Origin of the sequence: Butyricimonas sp. RTP31003st1_G1_RTP31003_210430 (assembly GCF_040920905.1) — a bacterium.
GTDB classification, from domain to species: domain Bacteria; phylum Bacteroidota; class Bacteroidia; order Bacteroidales; family Marinifilaceae; genus Butyricimonas; species Butyricimonas paravirosa.
On the sequence record NZ_JBCOSQ010000088.1, the window covers coordinates 1 to 17,835 of the forward strand.

Here is a 17,835-nt window from a genome sequence, read left to right on the forward strand (position 1 = left end):
GCGTTAATTTCAACCCATTTATAATTTCCGCAATGTCTGAAATCCGCCCGGAAGGTGAATCTTATCCGGTATACTTTTCCCCGGATAAGGTTGTTAAACTCTTTCGTTACACGTTCCCGATCGTCCGGGTGAATGGCGTTGTAGAATTTAGCCATCGGTATTTTCAGGTCCCATTCGAGGGTGTCCCTGTAAATGCCTTTTAATTGCAGGGAGTTGGTTATGAACACTTGTTCTTCGATATCATACATCCAAAGGGCGTGTTTCGTGATATTCAGGGCGAGAATCAATTTTTGGGTAAGGGATTTGATTTCTTCCTGTTGTTTTTGCATATTACTTATATCCAATGCTGTACACACGAGCCACTTCACGTTATCTTCCGTGAAGAGATGTTTGGTGATTAACAGCGTGTGTTCCAAGTTGTCGGAGAGAATGAATTTCTCGGCTCCTTGATAAGATGTTTTCCCCGCGGCCAGTTTCCGGTCGAATTCTTGCATTTGTCGGGCTCTTTCTTCACTTGTGATCAGCTCTTCCGAGTTCCCGATCATTTCTTCGGCTGTACGCCCGAATATGGCCGATCGCTCGCTCCAGAATATATAACGTTCCGTGTTCATGTCTTTGATTGAAATGGGGAACTCTATACTTTCGAGTACCCGGTTCAAAAAGAGCTGTAATTTTTCGGTCTCTGTTTTTCTCAACGTGTAATCGGTGATGTCTCGCATGAAAGCGATCACTTGATTGTTCGGGAGTAGGGCAGTGTGAACATCAAAAAAGTACTTGATATTTTTTACCGGGAGATAGATGTCAAAATATCGGGGAGCCTTTTCCTCCCGTGTCTTTTGGAGTTGTTCCTGAAAATAGTTTTTGCTTTCCGGTTCTTCAATGAGTTCTTCCAAAGTTTTACCGATCATCTCTTCCGGGGGATAAGGGATATGCTCGAGGATGGGATTGAGTAAGCTGACTAGATGATATGACTCATCAAAGATAATCATCATGTTCGGGGTTGCGGCCAGTATAGCCTCCTGCATTTCCACCGACGGTTTTGTTCCGAAAGTTGAAGAATATTCTGACATATATAATACTATTTTGTACGCCTTTACTCCCTGTTGGGGGATGTTCTTCAAATGTACGTTTTTTTTTATTTATTTAGTCATGTATATAATTGTTTATTTTTATGGGGGCGGGTATTATAAAGTGAATATAAATAATCGTGGGTGTATTTTATGGGGGTGTGTCTTATAAAATTTGATTTTTTTAGAGAGTTTGTGTCAAAAATATAGGGGTGTGTATTGAAAATAAATAAAATTTTATATATTTGACCCCTGAAAATATAGGGTTTACTTCTTAAAATACAAATTTATGGCAAAATTTAGATTCTTAGCTTTACAAGAGATTGCCCGTCGTAAACCCGTGGAGTGCGGGGAACGTCCCAGGTGTTCTGTCGTGTTTGGAGAAAACGTGTTTTCAATGGATAAAATGCGTCACTATCTTTCCATCGAAGCCTATAAAAAACTGGAAAAGGCAATGTCTGAAGGATTGGCGATCGATCGAGGATTGGCTGATCAAGTGGCTGCCGCGATGAAGGCTTGGGCTGTTGAACGGGGAGTTACTCACTACACGCACTGGTTTCATCCTTTGAATGGTGCCACGGCAGAGAAACATGATTCTTTTATTGATTTGTTGCCGGATGGTGACGTGATCGAATCATTTGACGGGCGACTACTTGTCCAGCAAGAACCCGATGCATCCAGTTTCCCGAACGGGGGAATTCGTAACACGTTCGAGGCTCGCGGTTACACGGCCTGGGACCCGGCGTCCCCGGCTTTTATAAATAATCGCACGTTATGTATTCCCACGATATTCGTGGCCTACACGGGTGAGGCTCTTGATTTTAAAACACCGATGTTGAAGTCGTTGGCCATGATCGACCGGGCAGCGGTAGATATTTGCCAGTATTTCGATAAAGACGTGCAGCGAGTGATTGCCACGCTGGGATGGGAGCAGGAATATTTTCTGGTGGATGAGGCTTTGTATAATGCCCGCCCTGATCTGAAATTATGTGGTCGCACGCTCATGGGCCATTCTTCTGCGAAGGATCAACAGCTGGAGGATCAATATTTCGGTTCCATCCCGGCACGGGTTACGGCCTTCATGGAAGAACTGGAATACGAGTGTCATTGTCTGGGAATCCCGATCAAGACCCGCCATAACGAGGTGGCCCCGAATCAATTCGAATGTGCCCCTATTTTTGAAGAGGCGAATCTGGCTGTCGATCATAATCAGTTGTTGATGTCCACCATGAAAAAGGTGGCTCGTCGTCATAATTTCCGGGTGCTGTTGCACGAGAAACCCTACAAGGGGGTGAACGGTTCGGGTAAACACAATAACTGGTCGTTGTTGACGAACACGGGAGTGAACCTATTGTCTCCGGGCAAGAATCCGAAGTCGAATATGCAGTTCTTGATCTTTCTGGTATCGACAATCAAGGCCGTGTATGAACATGGTGATTTGCTGAAAGCATCGATCGTGTCTCAAGGAAACGAGGCCCGGCTGGGAGGGGACGAGGCGCCACCGGTAATTATGTCCGTGTTCTTGGGGAATTACTTGTCGGGTGTGCTTGATGAGTTGGTGGAGAAGGTGAGCGACCGGAAGATGAGTCCGGACGAGAAGACCGAGTTGAAATTGAACGTGGGTAAAATTCCGGAAATTATGCTAGATAACACGGACCGTAACCGTACGTCACCTTTTGCGTTCACCGGGAATCGTTTTGAATTTCGCGCGGTGGGGTCGTCAGCCAATTGCGGGGGACCGATGATCGCGTTGAATGCCGCTGTTGCCGAGCAGTTGATTGCTTTTAAAAGGGAAACGGATGCTTTAATCGAGAAAGGCGTTAAGAAAGACGAGGCAATTTTCCAGATATTGCGTAAATACATCATCGAGTCCAAACCCGTACGTTTTGAGGGGAATGGTTACAGCAAGGAATGGAGGGAAGAGGCCGCCCGTCGGGGATTGTCCACGGTGGTGGATTGTATCCCGGCTTTAAAGGCTTATTGTTCGGAGAAGGCCAAGCGGTTGTTCGTGGACAACGGGATATTGAGTGAACGAGAGCTGGAAGCGCGTTTCGAGATCAAGAATGAAATTTATTTGAAGAAATTGCAGATAGAATCTCGTGTATTGGGAGATCTCGTCTTGAATCACATTATCCCGACCGCGATCACTTACCAGAATACTCTGTTGACGAACGTGACGGCGCTGAAGAATATCCTGCCGGACTACGAGTCTGTGGCTGACGTGCAAATTGAGGCCATCCGCACGATTTCCTATCATATCCGGGAGATCCAGACGATGGTGTCTGATATGACGGAAGCTCGCAAACAAGCTAACGCGATTGCCGATGAAGTGGCACGGGCCGAGGAATACACGGAAAAGGTTCGCCCCTATCTGGAGAAGATCCGTTATCACGTGGATAAGCTGGAATTACTCGTGGACGACGAGATCTGGCCGTTGCCGAAATACCGGGAACTGTTGTTCTCCCGGTAGATTTTATACTTGGGTGTACTCGCTTGGTGAAAATCGGGCGAGTTCGCTATCTCCAAAAAATAAATAAAGATGTAGTGGTATCCCTTCCGGTTGATCCCCGGAGGGGATTTCTATGGTTACGTTTTCGTCGCCCCTGCGAGCGGGTATGTCACGAAGTAGACAGGGAGAACGTCGTAGCGTGTCGTAGAAATAGCCCACGAACACTTGGTCCGAGGCGCTTGCTTTCGGGCAATCGATTCCGTTTTTCCAGTTCAAAGTGACCGTCCACCCGTTGCGTTCCGTGCCGGTGATGACGGGGGCTTCTAGTGTTCCCATGGAAAAACGGAAAGTTTTGAATGCCCATACTCCTTTGCCCGGGAATAGGCATCCTCCGTTGGTTGAATGGAATAAAGAGTCGCTCTTGGAAACCCCTCTCTCCCGGGCCGCGATTCGCCATATTAGTAAGTCCCCGATAGCCCGTTTGTAAATTTTCCACATTTTGCGGGCTTCCGTGAATCGGTCCGTGGTTTGCTTCTCTCCCTCTGTTCTGGATTTTCTGGGTCCCCGGGTGGATTTGCATTTCCGGACTTTCCCTCCGTACAAGAAATAAGTATACCCGTCGGCTTTAACCGGGCCGTTTGCAAGTATGGCTAAAAATAAAGGAGAGGTTATGTCCATGTCAATACTGATTTAAAAATGAATAATTGATGAATACCGGTGCAATAGTAGTAATAATATTTTGAATAAACAATACCTATACTTTATGAACCTTATTATATATAAGGTTCATATAAGGTTTCTATAAGGTATCTATAAGGTTCATAAAGGTATTGATTCGATATTCTTCAAAAAATGAAGATAAATTTTTATCTCAACTTTTCTACTACTTAGCTTTATTTTAGAATTAATTGTCGTATATTGCGGGTCTTAATTAAATAAAAGGATTATGGCGGAATTTGTAAACTCTATTGGTCAGGTGCGGGGAAAATTCGGAAACGTGGTTGCCTATGTGCGGGCTAACGGTAAGAATTATTGTAAAGGTGCGAGTATTTCTCGTAAACCTAGCACGGAGTCGCAAAAGCAACAGGCTGCGGCGTTTGCTGTTGTGGTGAGTAGAAAGGGATGGATGGCTCGGGCGATTCGATTGGGATTTCCGGGAAATCAATACCCGAAAGGTTTTAACGGGTTCACGAGTGCGAACGTGACAACGGCCGTGATGGTTGAAAAGGTTAATCCCATGAAACCGATAGTCCGCTATAAGAAAGCTATTCAGGAATACCGGGGTATTATTGATTATTCGAAACTTCGCGTGGCGGCGGGTGCGCTTGTCAGTCCGGTTGTTGGTTGTGAGGTGGAGACCGAGAGCCGGAAGGTGCATTTCTCGCATCAAGGAATGGCCGTGGAGGCTATAGATTGTTTCTTGGATGACGAGATTTATGGTGTACTTCTTCACGAATCGACACATTCCTGTGAAGTGATGCGATTAGGAATGCGTGGGGAGGATTGGAACGAGAGCGTGGATTTCCCGGAAGAGGCAGAAGCGGAGGGGCTGGTTGTTTATGTTTTTGCCCGTGCGGCAGATGGAAAGGATACTTCTGATTCGGTGTGTTTAAAATGTAATGGATAACTTGAAAATTGAAAAACTAGATAAATGGTAAAGAAGGCGGTTATACAGGTTCGGGACACGATGATCCGGACGTTACAGGAAAATGGAATAGACTACATCTGTATCACAGATATTGCTCGTCAGAAGAACCCAGTTGAACCTAAAGATGTGGTGAAGAATTGGATGAGGGTAAAGAATACTTTGGAATATCTTGGTCTGTGGGAGAAATTGAATAATCTCAATTTTAAAGGGGTCGAATTCGACCCCCTTTTGAACGAGGCGGGAAACAATGCTTTCACGATGAGTCCGTCTCGTTGGGTGGAAACAACGGGTGCTATTGGTATTATTACGAAAAATGGAGCGGGAGGAGGTACGTACGCCCAAAGGGATATTGCGTTTAAATTTGCCAGTTGGGTTTCCGTGGAATTTGAATTATACTTGATCAAGGAATTCCAGCGTCTGAAAGAACAGGAACAAGCTCAACTCGGTTGGTCGGCCAAACGGGAGCTTTCAAAAATCAACTACCATATCCACACGGATGCGATTAAGCAAAATCTGATCCCGAAAGAGCTTTCTCCGGCACGGGTTTCTCAAGTGTATGCTAATGAGGCTGACGTACTGAACGTGGCCATGTTCGGGATGACGGCTTTCGAATGGCGGGAGGCGCATCCGGATATGAAAGGTAATATTCGGGATTATGCCACGATCAATGAGTTGATCTGCCTTTCGAACATGGAAAATTTGAATGCCGTTTTTATTCAGGAAGGTATGGCTCAACAAGAGCGTTTGTTGAAATTGAACCGGATTGCCATCCAGCAAATGCGAGTGTTGGCGGACATGGACGGAAGGAAGCTGATGAAATAAAATTGCTCAAAAAAATGTGTCTGAAAAATTGACAATTCACATAGAATAATTGTAAGTTTGTGCCCGCAATGAAAAAATTCATTATAGGCATATTAATTGGCTTTGTGGCTATTTTTTGTTTGAATGAAATTTCAGACAAAAGGGGACAGTTATCCTCAAGCGTGCAGACTGTTACAGAGCAATATGCCGATGATGCGGAGCATACTTGCGAGCTGTCTTCGCATTCCAGACAAACGCTTGCCAATGAATGGCGTTTTTCGTTTGAAGGACTGGATGCCGTTAATTTAAGGAGAGATGATACATCGCTGTCTTCTTCCTCCGGTCCGAGAGGGACGAATCCTTCCCGAAGTTTAAAGTTCGCATCTACGATCTTAATGTTGTCTTTCTACGATGTTCCGTTGACTAGTCGGGACACGAAAAATTTATATTATCATTATTGTTTCGTGAAATCATCGTGTAGGTATTTTGTCTACACATTGAGGAAAATAATTATTTAGCGTCTGGTTTATTTATGAGTGTACGTGCAGGTATCCGGTGGGGTAGCTGTGATGAGGTGTGTATTCATTTTATTTACGTTATTCATATTTAAACTTATATCGCTATGTCTAATTTATTTTTATTCACATTTATAATGTTGATCATTACTTTCTTTATCGGTTTTTTTGTTGCCTTGATTATAAAAATAATTGCTTCTTGGGCTGATCTCCTTGATTTTTGTCAATTACATAGGGAGGAACTTGCAGAGATAAAAAGGATCAAGAAATTGCAGCGTCAGACGGTGGCTGTTACGGTTCAATCCGGAAGGGAGAACTTGGTTGCCGAGAAGAATCAACATACGGCTCATCGCTTGCAAGAGACTGTTCACGGCGTGAAATCGGATAAAAGAGCCGCTGTTTAATTTTGGCAGGTCGTATTCTTTCTATAATCTTATCAGATTTATATTGCGATGGAAAATATAGATGTTCTTAATTTATTCCAAGGTATTGGAACGATGGTCGCTAGTGGATGGTTTCTTGCCATTGCTCGGGTGGTGCTGGTCATGATTGGTTTTTTGTTGATTTATTTGGGATGGAAGGGTATCCTTGAACCCATGATTATGATTCCGATGGGGTTGGGTATGATCGCAATTAATTGCGGAACGTTGATCATGCCTGACGGTTCATTAGGGAATCTTTTTTTGGACCCGATGCTCACGGATACCGATGAGTTGATGAATGTGATGCAGATTGACTTCCTGCAACCGATATATACCCTGACATTTAGTAACGGGTTGATCGCCTGTTTCGTGTTTATGGGGATCGGGACGCTGTTGGATGTCGGGTATTTGCTCCAAAGACCTTTTGTTAGTATTTTTTTGGCCTTATGTGCGGAACTTGGGACATTCCTGACCGTACCGATTGCGTCGGCCATGGGATTAACGTTGAAAGAGAGTGCCTCCGTTGCCATGGTAGGTGGAGCTGACGGGCCGATGGTCTTGTTCACTTCTCTGGTGCTTGCCAAACATCTGTTTGTACCGATTACGGTGGTAGCTTACCTGTATTTGGGATTAACGTATGGAGGGTATCCGTATCTGGTTAAGTTGTTGATCCCGAAACGTCTGCGTGCGATTAAAATAACCAATCGAAAGGAGCCGAAACAATACGGGGCCAAGGTAAAACTAGCTTTTGCCGTCATTCTTTGTGCCGTGTTGTGCTTTATGTTCCCCGTGGCTTCCCCTCTTTTCTTCTCGTTGTTTATCGGGGTTGCCGTTCGTGAGTCCGGGATGAAACATGTTTATGACTTTGTGAGTGGGCCGTTGCTGTACGGGTCAACGTTCATGTTGGGAATGTTACTAGGTGTTTTGTGCGATGCGCATTTGTTACTTGATCCCAATATTATCAAATTGTTGATTTTAAGTGTGCTGGCATTACTACTCTCCGGTATCGGTGGTATTATCGGTGGTTATGTGATGTACTTTATCAAGAAAGGAAATTACAATCCTGTTATTGGTATTGCAGCCGTCAGTTGCGTGCCGACCACGGCAAAGGTGGCTCAGAAAATAGTCAGTAAAGAAAATCCTGAATCCTTCATATTAGGAGATGCTCTGGGTGCTAATATTTCGGGAGTGATTACTTCTGCTATTATCACCGGAGTATATGTTTCTTTTATTCCGTATTTATAGTAAGTGTTTTTGAAAAGTAACGCCCGGAGATTCCTCCGGGCGTTATGCTTTTTGTTTGAATTTCTTTTAGAACATATAGTCCCACATCGGCAGCAAGATCGGTTTCTGATCTAATGCTTTCAATGCTTTTTCTCCCAAGTATTTTTTGTGAATAACTACCCGGAAGATGTATTCGTCAAACCATTTGTCGGTGAAGGTGAGGTAACCGTTGTGTCCGGCTTGCGGACCCCAGCTGTTCTCGAATTCCCATTTCGTGGGTTTGCCGTTCGCATCAACATCCACTGCAACCAATGACATGGCGTGAGCAGAACCGCTTTGGCGGGTCAGGATACGGGTTTTCTTGTCCATGGAGAAGTCTACACCCATCAACGAGTTGTAGTCGTACATTTCCGGATCAAGAATTCCGGTTTCACGGTTGAAATATTTGCCCACGTCGCTGGAGGTATACATGGCCTCGTTGCCTTTGATAGAGGCGATGGCTGCTGTTTTGATGTCTTCGTTCGGCAGGTTCAGATATACCCAGTTGATCCCCTCGACGGTGTTCCGGTAGTTCTGAATATCATATACTTTATAATATTCCCGGGTTGGGTCGTTCATGATCATGATGTAATTTTTCGGGCTGTAATCGGCTGGTGTGATCTCCTTGTAGAATTGTTGGGGAGTGTAATTTGCCAGCTCCTTGATTTCCCCGTTTCTATCCTTGTATCTCCAAGTGAATGTGGTTGGCGGTTCGCCTAGGCAAAGAGCCAAGATGCGGTAAATGTCTTTCAGAATAGAGACTTTCTCAGCACGTAGTTCTTTGATCTTTTTACCTTGAGCGGCCATTTCCCGGATGATGTAGCCACCCTTGCGGAGACGCTCGTTGATCAATGATCCCATGGCACTCGTGTTGTTCGAGTGAGCGGTTTCCGGCATGACTTCCTTGGGTACAACACCGTATTTTTCTCCCAGGTTGTAATAGAGGTTCCATACACCGCCGTCACCCACGGGAGCTTGGAACATGAAGGTCACGTCCCGGTCGTCCATCGGCTTGTTGGCCGTGGCAATCATGTTTTCCAGGAAAAGATTAGATTTCTCGAACATATCCCAGAAGTAAAGGTAGTTGTGAGAGAAATCGAATCCCGTGAGGTTATATTTCTCGATAATACTCGGACGTAACACGTTCATGGAGGTAAACATCCAGCAGCGTCCGGAACTTTGCTGATCCGTGATACCCTGTACTTTTACCCGGTATTTGAAATAGTGGTCTATTTTTCCTTGAATCTCCCGATTAAGGGCGTTATCTCGGATATTCTTGTCATTGGTCAACACGTTCTGAATGGCTTTCGTGGAAGCGTCTTTCTGGAAACTCCCCTTGATGTCATTCAGTTCTTTTTCACCGATCGTCTGGGCGCATAGCGACGCCCCGGTCAGTAATAAAGTAACTAATGTAACTTGTATTTTCTTCATAGTTTATTTATTATTGAATTTTATTAAACCTGTAACCTGTCAACTTGTAACCTGTAACGTTGCGCTGCAACTAAATATGGATTACTTCGTCGTAAGCGGCAGCAGCAGCCTCCATCACGGCCTCGCTCATTGTCGGGTGCGGGTGAACCGTTTTGATGATGTCATGAGCGGTAGCTTTTACCTTGCGGGCAAGTACCATCTCGGCGATCATTTCGGTCACGTTCATACCCACCATGTGAGCGCCCAGCAGGGTATTGTCGGCAGCGTTGAAGATCAATTTGATGAATCCTTCGTTTGCTCCGGCTGCGCTCGCTTTGCCTGATGCGGTGAACGGGAATTTACCGATCTTGATTTCATAACCGGCTTCTAAGGCTTTTGCCTCGTTCAGACCAACGGATGCAACTTCCGGAGTCGTGTAGGTACATCCGGGGATGTTAGTATAGTCGATGGGGTCTGTGTGTACTCCCGCGATGTGTTCCACGCAGCAGATAGCCTCGGCAGATGCCACGTGAGCCAATGCCGGGCCGTGAACAATGTCACCGATAGCGTAAACGCCTTCCACGTTCGTGCGGTAGTAGTCGTCTACTTTTACACGACCTCTTTCCATTTCAATATTCAATTCTTCCAGACCGATATTTTCCACGTTCGGGGCGATACCCACGGCGGACAACACGATCTCAGCCTCGTGTACTTCGATTTCGCCTTTCTTATTTTTGATGTTCACTTTCAACAAACCTTCTCCGCTTTCCACGCTTTCCACTGAAGATTTCACCATCACGTCGATTCCGGCTTTCTTGAAAGAACGGCCTACTTGTTTGGATACTTCCTCGTCTTCAAGCGGCAGGATGGTCGGCATGAATTCAACCAACAATACTTTGGTACCCATTGCGTTGTAGAAGTATGCCAATTCGGAACCGATTGCCCCGGAGCCTACCACGATCATGGATTCCGGCTTGTGGTCAAGAGTTAAGGCTTGACGGTAACCGATAATCCGTTTTCCATCCTGAGGGATATTCGGTAACTGACGGGAACGGGCGCCCGTGGCTAAAACGATATGTTGAGCCTCGAAAATGGTCTTTTCTCCGGCGGCATTTGTTACCTCTACGGTTTTGTCTGCGGTCAGTTTTCCATGACCTTCGATCACGGTGATGTTATTCTTCTTGAACAAGTATTGAATTCCTTTGCTCATTTTGTCGGCAACACCCCGGCTGCGAGCGATGATGGCATCGAAATCGGGTGCGGCATTCTCGATTTTTACCCCGTAATCAGCAGCGTGATGGGCGTATTCCAGCACTTGTGCGGATTTAAGCAGGGATTTCGTGGGAATACATCCCCAGTTCAAGCAAATTCCACCCAGTTCGGCACGTTCTACGACGGCCACGGTCATTCCTAATTGAGACGCACGAATGGCAGCCACGTATCCTCCGGGACCACTACCAATTACGATTAAGTCGTATTTCATTTCTTATATTTTTAATAATGTGAATAATTTTAGTGTTGAATCATCGGGACACAAAATTAGGGGAATTGTTTAGAATAGAAAACAAATTCACTTCAAAAGTCGCTTGTAGTACAAATGTCTGTGTGTTATATATTTTATTTCAGAGGTTTATATGGTCATTTTGACAAGAGTTGATGTTAAAATTTTGGTTTTATAAGTTGAAATAGTATCTTTACACGCTTAAAATTTTATTAGTGTTGAAAATATTTGGTATATGGAGTATTCCGTAGCGTGGATTCATGTCTCTGGTTGTAAATCAAAGGAATATTTCATGTCACTTGGAACATAAAATTGGATATTAATATGAAAGGACTAAAAATTGTTGTTCTTGCTAAGCAGGTTCCCGATACGAGAAACGTGGGGAAAGATGCGATGAAAGCAGACGGAACTGTAAACAGGGCAGCTTTACCTGCCATCTTCAATCCTGAGGATTTAAATGCTTTAGAGCAAGCTTTAAGATTAAAAGATACAATTGAAGGGACAACCGTTCATGTACTGACGATGGGACCCGGCCGTGCTGCCGAGATCATCCGTGAGGCTATGTACCGGGGTGCGGATGGAGGTTATTTATTGTCTGATCGTGCTTTTGCCGGTTCGGATACGTTGGCAACTTCTTATGCTTTATCTTGCGCATTACGCAATTTGGAATATGATCTGATTATTTGCGGTCGTCAAGCTATTGACGGGGATACCGCTCAGGTAGGTCCGCAGGTGGCTGAGAAATTAGCTTTGCCGCAAGTGACCTATGCAGAAGAAATTCAAGGTTGTGACGGGAAAATCGTGACGATCAAACGTCGTTTAGAGAGAGGTATTGAAGTGGCTACTTGCCCGATGCCTTGCGTGGTGACCGTGAACGGTTCTGCCGCTCCTTGTCGTCCGAGAAACGCACGTTTCGTGATGAAATACAAGAACGCGAAGGGTACTCAAGAGGCACAGGATGCTAATGAGGATTATTTTGCATTGGTGAACGAACGCCCGTATTTGAAATTGACCGAATGGAGCGTGAATGATATTCAGAGTAATCCGACAGATCTCGGTTTGAGCGGATCACCAACCAAGGTAAAGAATATCGAGAGTGTGGTGTTCCAGGCTAAAGAGGCTAAAGTACTTTCCGGTACGGATGCTGAATTGGATGCCATGATGAAAGAGTTGATAACTAACCATACAATCGGGTAATTTTAGATTTTAAATTGTAAGTTTTAAATTGAAAACTTCTGAAACGAGGCAATTGGAATTTACAAAATCTAAAATCTAAAATCTAAAATTTTAAATGATATGAACAGTGTATTTGTATATTGCGAAATAGAAGAGGGTACGGTTGCTGACGTGAGTCTCGAATTATTGACCAAAGGACGTGCCCTTGCAACAAAACTTGGCGTGAAGCTGGAGGCTATCGCTTTGGGCGAAGGACTGAAAGATGTTGAAAAACAAGTATTCCCTTATGGCGTGGACGTACTTTGGGTAGGTGACGATGCTCGCCTGGCTCCTTACACAACGTTGCCCCACACGAAAATGTTGGTACGTTTGTTTGACGCAGAGAAACCGCAAGTGGCTTTGATGGGAGCAACCAGTGTGGGACGTGATTTAGGTCCTCGTGTGTCCTCTGCATTACATAGCGGTTTGACGGCTGACTGTACGAGCCTTGAAATCGGTGAGTATACCGATGCCAAGAGCGGAAAGAAATACGAGAATTTGTTATACCAGATTCGTCCGGCATTCGGAGGAAATATCGTGGCCACGATCGTGAACCCGGAATGTCGTCCGCAGATGGCTACGGTTCGCGAAGGTGTGATGAAGAAAGAAATCTTCAATCTTCAACATCAGGGAGAAGTGAAGAAATTGAACGTGGACGAGTATTTGGATGATACCGACTTGGTGGTAAAGGTGATTGAGCGTCACATGGAAAAATCCAAAGTGAATATCAAGGCTGCCCCGATCATTGTTTCCGGTGGATATGGTGTAGGTTCTAAAGAGAACTTTAACTTATTATACGAGTTGGCCGCTGTTTTAGGCGGGGAAGTAGGTGCTTCTCGTGCCGCTGTGGATGCCGGATTCTGCGAACACGAACGTCAGATCGGACAGACAGGAACAACGGTTCGTCCTAAATTATATATTGCTTGCGGTATCTCCGGACAGATCCAGCATACTGCCGGGATGGAAGAGTCTTCTATGGTAATTGCTATTAACACGGATGCAAACGCTCCGATTAATAAATTTGCCGATTACGTGATCACGGGTGACTTGAACGTGGTTATCCCCAAAATGATCCAGTATTATAAGAAGAACAGCAAATAGACAATTGTAAATTTTAGATTGTAAATTTTAAATTGAAATGGAGTTGTCGGAAAATACAATCTAAAATCTAAAATTTAAAATTTAAAATGGAATAAGGTATGGCAAATTTCTATACAGATAACGAGGATTTAAAGTTCCACTTGGGACATCCCTTGATGCAGAAGATTGTTGCTTTGAAAGAGCGCAATTTCGAGGATGCAGGGAAATGCGAGATCGCACCGCGTGATTTCGAGGATGCAATGGATAATTATGACAGAGTGTTGGAGATCGTGGGTGATATTTGTGGTAACGTGTTGGCTGAAAATGCCGAGGGCGTGGATCACGAGGGACCGGAAGTAATTGACGGTCGGGTAAAATACGCTCCCGGGACTCAACAGAATCATGATATGCTGGCTCAGGCCGGATTGTACGGTATGTCATTACCGCGTGAGTATGACGGGTTGAACTTCCCGATGGTACCTTACGTGATGGCAGCAGAGTTGGTGTCCCGTGGTGATGGCGGTTTCGCTAATATCTGGGGATTACAGGATTGTGCTGAAACGATTCACGAGTTCGCCAACGAGGAACAAAAACGTCAGTACTTACCCCGTGCGGCAAAGGGCGATACTTACGCCATGGACTTGACCGAACCGGATGCAGGATCGGATTTACAGTCTGTACAATTGAAAGCGACCTATTGCGAGAAAGATGGAAAATGGTATTTGAATGGTGTGAAACGTTTCATCACGAATGGTGACGCTCATATTTCATTGGTACTTGCCCGTTCTGAAGAGGGTACGCACGATGGACGTGGTCTGTCCATGTTTATTTATGACAAGGCTAACGGCGGAATGACCGTTCGTCGTATTGAGAATAAATTGGGTATCAAGGGTTCCCCGACTTGCGAGTTGGTGTTTAAGGATGCTCCGGCTGAATTGGTTGGAGAGCGTAAACTTGGATTGATCAAGTACGTGATGTCTTTGATGAACGGTGCCCGTTTGGGTGTTGGGGCTCAATCTGTGGGTATTGCAGAGGCCGCTTACCGTGAAGGTTTGAAATATGCTCAAGAAAGACGTCAGTTCGGTAAAGCAATTATCGAATTCCCGGCTGTATACGAGATGTTGACCAACATGGAGGCTAAATTGCAAGCATCTCGTTCTGTTCTTTACGAGACTAGCCGTTTTGTTGATATGTACAAAGCGTACACGCATCTTGCCAGCGAGCGTACGTTGAATAAAGAAGAGCGTGAGGAGATGAAGAAATACCAAAAGTTGGCAGATATCTTCACCCCGCTATTGAAATTGTTCTCCAGCGAGTATGCGAATGAGATTGCTTACGATGCTTTGCAGATTCACGGGGGATCCGGATTCATGAAAGATTACCCGATTGAACGTTTGGTTCGCGATGCTCGTATCACGAATATCTATGAGGGAACTTCTCAGTTGCAGGTGGTTGCCGCCATTCGCGGTGTGACCACGGGACAATTCTTGAAACAAATCCGTGAGGAATACGAGCAAGCTTCTATCCGTCCGGAACAGGAATATGTTCGTGAGATATTGAAAGGTATGACCGGGGCATTCGAGGCTGCCGTGACGAAAGTTACTGCTGTTGGGGAATCGGAATATGTAGATTTCCATGCACGTCGTTTGGTTGAGATGGCAGGATATATCATTTTGGGGTATTTACTGTTGATTGATTCTCAACGTTGTGATCGTTTTGCTAAATCTGCCGAGATCTTTGTGAAATACGGTCAAGCAAAGGTTGCCGGATATGCTGCATTTATCAATGACTTCGAATTGAAGGACTTGGGAATGTATAAAAAATAATAATCTACGAAAAGTATGATCATGAAAAAGGGAGGCTTTGAAACCTCCCTTTTTTATTTATTCTCCTCTTTTTATTTCAATTGGTTTATAACTTGCTCTTTCCTTGCGATCAGTCGTAGCTGCACAACTGATGCCCCGTTCCCTCATGGCTTTGTTTTTCCCGATGTGAGTATCCGGGAATTTCTTTTTCTTACCGAAAAAAGTAGAGATTCCCAGTCCTATAAAAGCCAGACCGATTAACACGGCTATGATGATAAAGTAGGTTCCTATCATAATTGTTTATTTTATATATACAAAAATACCAATATTACTTCGCTTTCCCAAAGAAACGAGCGGGATTCTCGATAGTGATATTTTAAAGATAACCAATGAATTGTAATTTTAATAATAAAAGGGATTTTGATTCGAAATTAGAAAGAAAAGGCCGCAAATTCGTTTTTATATGGTGTTTTACGATGTTTTTTCCGTGTAAAAACGAGAATCGTTAAAAAAAAAGATTAAAAAAGGCTATTTATTACTTTGTTTTTTCTACATTTGAGGTGCAAAGTCAAATAAAATTGAGAAACAATGGAAGGATACGAACAAAACGACGGAATGGATACGAATGATAGAGATGAAATCTATTCCAATGCAGTGAAAGCAGGGAAAAGAACTTATTTTTTTGATGTGAAGGCGACCCGTAATAATGATTACTATTTGACGATCACCGAGAGCAAGAAAAAATTTGATAATAACGGTAATCCAAGCTACGAGAAACATAAAGTGTTCTTGTATAAAGAAGACTTTGACAAGTTTGTCGAGGGCTTAGAAGAGGCTATTGGCGTGGTAAAAGCTGCAATCAATGGCGAACTTCCGGAAAAGAATACTGACCTGTAAATAGTACTGTAATAAAATATTGAAGCGGGATGCACGATAAGTGAATCCCGCTTTTTATATGAACTCCCTTTTATGTTTTTTCTCCACTGAATTTTTGAGTATCTTTGTGTGGACAGAAAGAAGAGAAACATGGAGAATAAGCCGTTGGCAGAGCGAATGAGACCGAAGTCTTTAGAAGACTATATCGGGCAGCAACATCTGGTGGGACCGGGCAAGGTGCTACGAAAGATGATTGATTCGGGAGTTGTGTCTTCCTTTATTTTATGGGGGCCTCCGGGAGTGGGGAAAACGACGTTGGCGATGATTATCGCGGAACAGTTGAAACGTCCGTTTTACGTGTTGAGTGCCGTGAGTTCCGGGGTAAAGGATGTGCGCGAAGTGATTCAGAAAGCCGAGGGACAACGTTTCTTTAATACACCGAATCCCATCCTGTTTATCGATGAAATTCATCGATTCTCGAAGGCCCAGCAAGATTCTTTGCTGGCAGCCGTGGAGAAAGGTACCGTGACGCTTATCGGGGCCACGACTGAAAATCCTTCCTTCGAGGTGATTTCCCCGCTTTTATCCCGTTGTCAGGTGTACGTGCTAAAGTCTCAAGAGAAAAAGGATCTCGAAGACCTGATAGACCGTGCCGTTGCTAAGGATTATTACTTGAGCAAGCGTAATATCACGGTGAAGGAGAAAGAGGCCATGATCTCTTATAGTGGCGGTGATGCCCGAAAATTGTTGAATATCTTGGAGCTGGTGGTAAACGGATTGGGAGAGGGGGATATTGTTATTGACAATGAGGCAGTGCATCGGGAGTTACATGAGAACCCGTTGATGTATGATAAGGACGGAGAACAGCATTATGATATAGTTTCTGCCATGATCAAATCCATCCGGGGAGGAGACCCGAATGCGGCGGTTTATTGGATGGCTCGTATGTTGCAAGGGGGAGAGGATCCGAAGTTTATAGCTCGTCGTTTGATTATTTCCGCGGCGGAGGATATTGGATTGGCTAACCCGAATGCAATTTTGATCGCGAATACTTGTTTTGAGGTCGTGCATAAAATCGGTATGCCGGAAGCTCGGATTCCTTTGTCGGAATGTGTGATTTACTTGGCGACTTCTCCGAAGAGTAATTCCGCTTACCTGGCTATTGATGCGGCCATTGCAACCGTGAAACAGACCGGAAATTCTCCGGTACCGTTACATTTACGTAATGCCCCGACGAAGTTGATGAAAGATTTGAATTACGGGCAGGATTACAAGTACCCGCATGATTATCCGGGAAATTTCGTGGAACAGCCGTATTTGCCGGAAGAATTGAAAGACAAGAAGTTCTACCAACCCCAACAGAATGCACAGGAAGTGAAGATTCTGGAGCGTTTGAAGGCTTGGTGGAGAAAATACAGGGGATGATAATTTAGAATGTAGAGTTTAAAATTTAGAATGAAATCATAAATCTAAAGTTGTATCATGGATAAGTTGATAAATCAGGAGATGTTTTTTTTGTTGGCCGGACCTTGCGTGATCGAGGGGGAGGAGATGGCTTTAAATATTGCGGAACACGTGAAGAAGGTTACGGATCGTTTGGGAATCCCGTACGTGTTCAAGGGATCATTCAAGAAAGCCAACCGCTCGCGTTTGGATTCTTTCACGGGAATCGGGGACGAGAAGGCATTGAAGATATTAGCTAAGGTGAGAGCTGAATTTGGTATTCCGGTGGTGACGGATATTCACACGGAACGGGATGCGGAAATGGCTGCCGAGTACGTGG

General features: G+C 44.5%; 16 protein-coding genes and 1 pseudogene. 12 read left to right on the forward strand and 5 right to left on the reverse strand.

The genetic code is table 11. The features are described 5' to 3' along the window. Positions 1-1,070: PAS domain S-box protein (locus AB5542_RS19130; protein WP_368243345.1), on the reverse strand; the 1,070-nt coding region annotated here is incomplete at its 3' end. A gap of 286 nt (positions 1,071-1,356) precedes the next feature. On the opposite strand from AB5542_RS19130, the gene AB5542_RS19135 reads away from it, so the two are divergent. Next, positions 1,357-3,537 carry a glutamine synthetase III gene (locus AB5542_RS19135; RefSeq protein WP_087421947.1) on the forward strand — a complete coding sequence of 727 codons (2,181 nt, stop codon included), beginning with the start codon at positions 1,357-1,359 and terminating at the stop codon, positions 3,535-3,537. Between the two features lie 3 nt (positions 3,538-3,540). Here the strand turns inward: AB5542_RS19135 and AB5542_RS19140 are convergent, their stop codons facing one another. Next, on the reverse strand, positions 3,541-4,194 hold the full coding sequence (locus AB5542_RS19140) for a hypothetical protein (protein WP_279039969.1): 654 nt from the start codon (positions 4,192-4,194) through the stop codon (positions 3,541-3,543). 268 nt (positions 4,195-4,462) lie between these two features. Here AB5542_RS19140 and AB5542_RS19145 point away from each other — a divergent pair, with 268 nt between their 5' ends. The 5 genes from AB5542_RS19145 to AB5542_RS19165 all read left to right on the forward strand — a co-directional run bounded on the left by AB5542_RS19145 (position 4,463) and on the right by AB5542_RS19165 (position 8,147). Further along, positions 4,463-5,143, forward strand: coding sequence for a hypothetical protein (locus AB5542_RS19145; RefSeq protein WP_279039971.1), 681 nt, complete (start codon positions 4,463-4,465; stop codon positions 5,141-5,143). 24 nt (positions 5,144-5,167) lie between these two features. Then, positions 5,168-5,986 carry a KilA-N domain-containing protein gene (locus AB5542_RS19150; RefSeq protein ID WP_279039973.1) on the forward strand — a complete coding sequence of 273 codons (819 nt, stop codon included), beginning with the start codon at positions 5,168-5,170 and terminating at the stop codon, positions 5,984-5,986. Positions 5,987-6,054: 68 nt separating this feature from the next. Further along, positions 6,055-6,483, forward strand: a complete 429-nt coding sequence (locus AB5542_RS19155; RefSeq protein ID WP_279039974.1) for a hypothetical protein — start codon at positions 6,055-6,057, stop codon at positions 6,481-6,483. Positions 6,484-6,587: 104 nt separating this feature from the next. Then, on the forward strand, positions 6,588-6,884 hold the full coding sequence (locus AB5542_RS19160; protein ID WP_279039975.1) for a hypothetical protein: 297 nt from the start codon (positions 6,588-6,590) through the stop codon (positions 6,882-6,884). A gap of 48 nt (positions 6,885-6,932) precedes the next feature. Continuing rightward, the gene (locus AB5542_RS19165) at positions 6,933-8,147 is read left to right on the forward strand and encodes a sodium ion-translocating decarboxylase subunit beta (RefSeq protein WP_087421942.1); all 1,215 of its coding nucleotides are present in this window, start codon (positions 6,933-6,935) and stop codon (positions 8,145-8,147) included. 66 nt (positions 8,148-8,213) lie between these two features. Here the strand turns inward: AB5542_RS19165 and AB5542_RS19170 are convergent, their stop codons facing one another. Both AB5542_RS19170 and lpdA read right to left on the reverse strand, forming a co-directional pair. Then, the gene (locus AB5542_RS19170) at positions 8,214-9,596 is read right to left on the reverse strand and encodes an aminopeptidase C (protein WP_087421941.1); all 1,383 of its coding nucleotides are present in this window, start codon (positions 9,594-9,596) and stop codon (positions 8,214-8,216) included. A 70-nt stretch (positions 9,597-9,666) separates the two neighbouring features. Then, on the reverse strand, positions 9,667-11,058 hold the full coding sequence (gene lpdA, locus AB5542_RS19175) for a dihydrolipoyl dehydrogenase (RefSeq protein ID WP_087421940.1): 1,392 nt from the start codon (positions 11,056-11,058) through the stop codon (positions 9,667-9,669). A gap of 342 nt (positions 11,059-11,400) precedes the next feature. Here lpdA and AB5542_RS19180 point away from each other — a divergent pair, with 342 nt between their 5' ends. The 3 genes from AB5542_RS19180 (at position 11,401) to AB5542_RS19190 (ending at position 15,197) form a co-directional block, all read left to right on the forward strand. Next, the gene (locus AB5542_RS19180; RefSeq protein WP_087421939.1) at positions 11,401-12,273 is read left to right on the forward strand and encodes an electron transfer flavoprotein subunit beta/FixA family protein; all 873 of its coding nucleotides are present in this window, start codon (positions 11,401-11,403) and stop codon (positions 12,271-12,273) included. A gap of 99 nt (positions 12,274-12,372) precedes the next feature. Next, positions 12,373-13,392, forward strand: a complete 1,020-nt coding sequence (locus AB5542_RS19185) for an electron transfer flavoprotein subunit alpha/FixB family protein (protein ID WP_087421938.1) — start codon at positions 12,373-12,375, stop codon at positions 13,390-13,392. A gap of 98 nt (positions 13,393-13,490) precedes the next feature. Further along, positions 13,491-15,197 carry an acyl-CoA dehydrogenase family protein gene (locus AB5542_RS19190; protein ID WP_279039977.1) on the forward strand — a complete coding sequence of 569 codons (1,707 nt, stop codon included), beginning with the start codon at positions 13,491-13,493 and terminating at the stop codon, positions 15,195-15,197. Positions 15,198-15,254: 57 nt separating this feature from the next. Here AB5542_RS19190 and AB5542_RS19195 read toward each other — a convergent pair whose 3' ends face one another. After that, the gene (locus AB5542_RS19195; RefSeq protein WP_087421936.1) at positions 15,255-15,470 is read right to left on the reverse strand and encodes a hypothetical protein; all 216 of its coding nucleotides are present in this window, start codon (positions 15,468-15,470) and stop codon (positions 15,255-15,257) included. Between the two features lie 294 nt (positions 15,471-15,764). Between AB5542_RS19195 and AB5542_RS19200 the strand changes: the two genes are divergently transcribed. The 3 genes and pseudogenes from AB5542_RS19200 to AB5542_RS19210 form a co-directional block, all read left to right on the forward strand. Continuing rightward, on the forward strand, positions 15,765-16,073 hold the full coding sequence (locus AB5542_RS19200) for a DUF3276 family protein (RefSeq protein WP_027201254.1): 309 nt from the start codon (positions 15,765-15,767) through the stop codon (positions 16,071-16,073). 129 nt (positions 16,074-16,202) lie between these two features. Continuing rightward, positions 16,203-17,477 carry a replication-associated recombination protein A gene (locus tag AB5542_RS19205; RefSeq protein ID WP_087421935.1) on the forward strand — a complete coding sequence of 425 codons (1,275 nt, stop codon included), beginning with the start codon at positions 16,203-16,205 and terminating at the stop codon, positions 17,475-17,477. Positions 17,478-17,534: 57 nt separating this feature from the next. Further along, positions 17,535-17,835 (forward strand): annotated as a pseudogene (locus AB5542_RS19210) (3-deoxy-8-phosphooctulonate synthase); the annotation flags it as partial.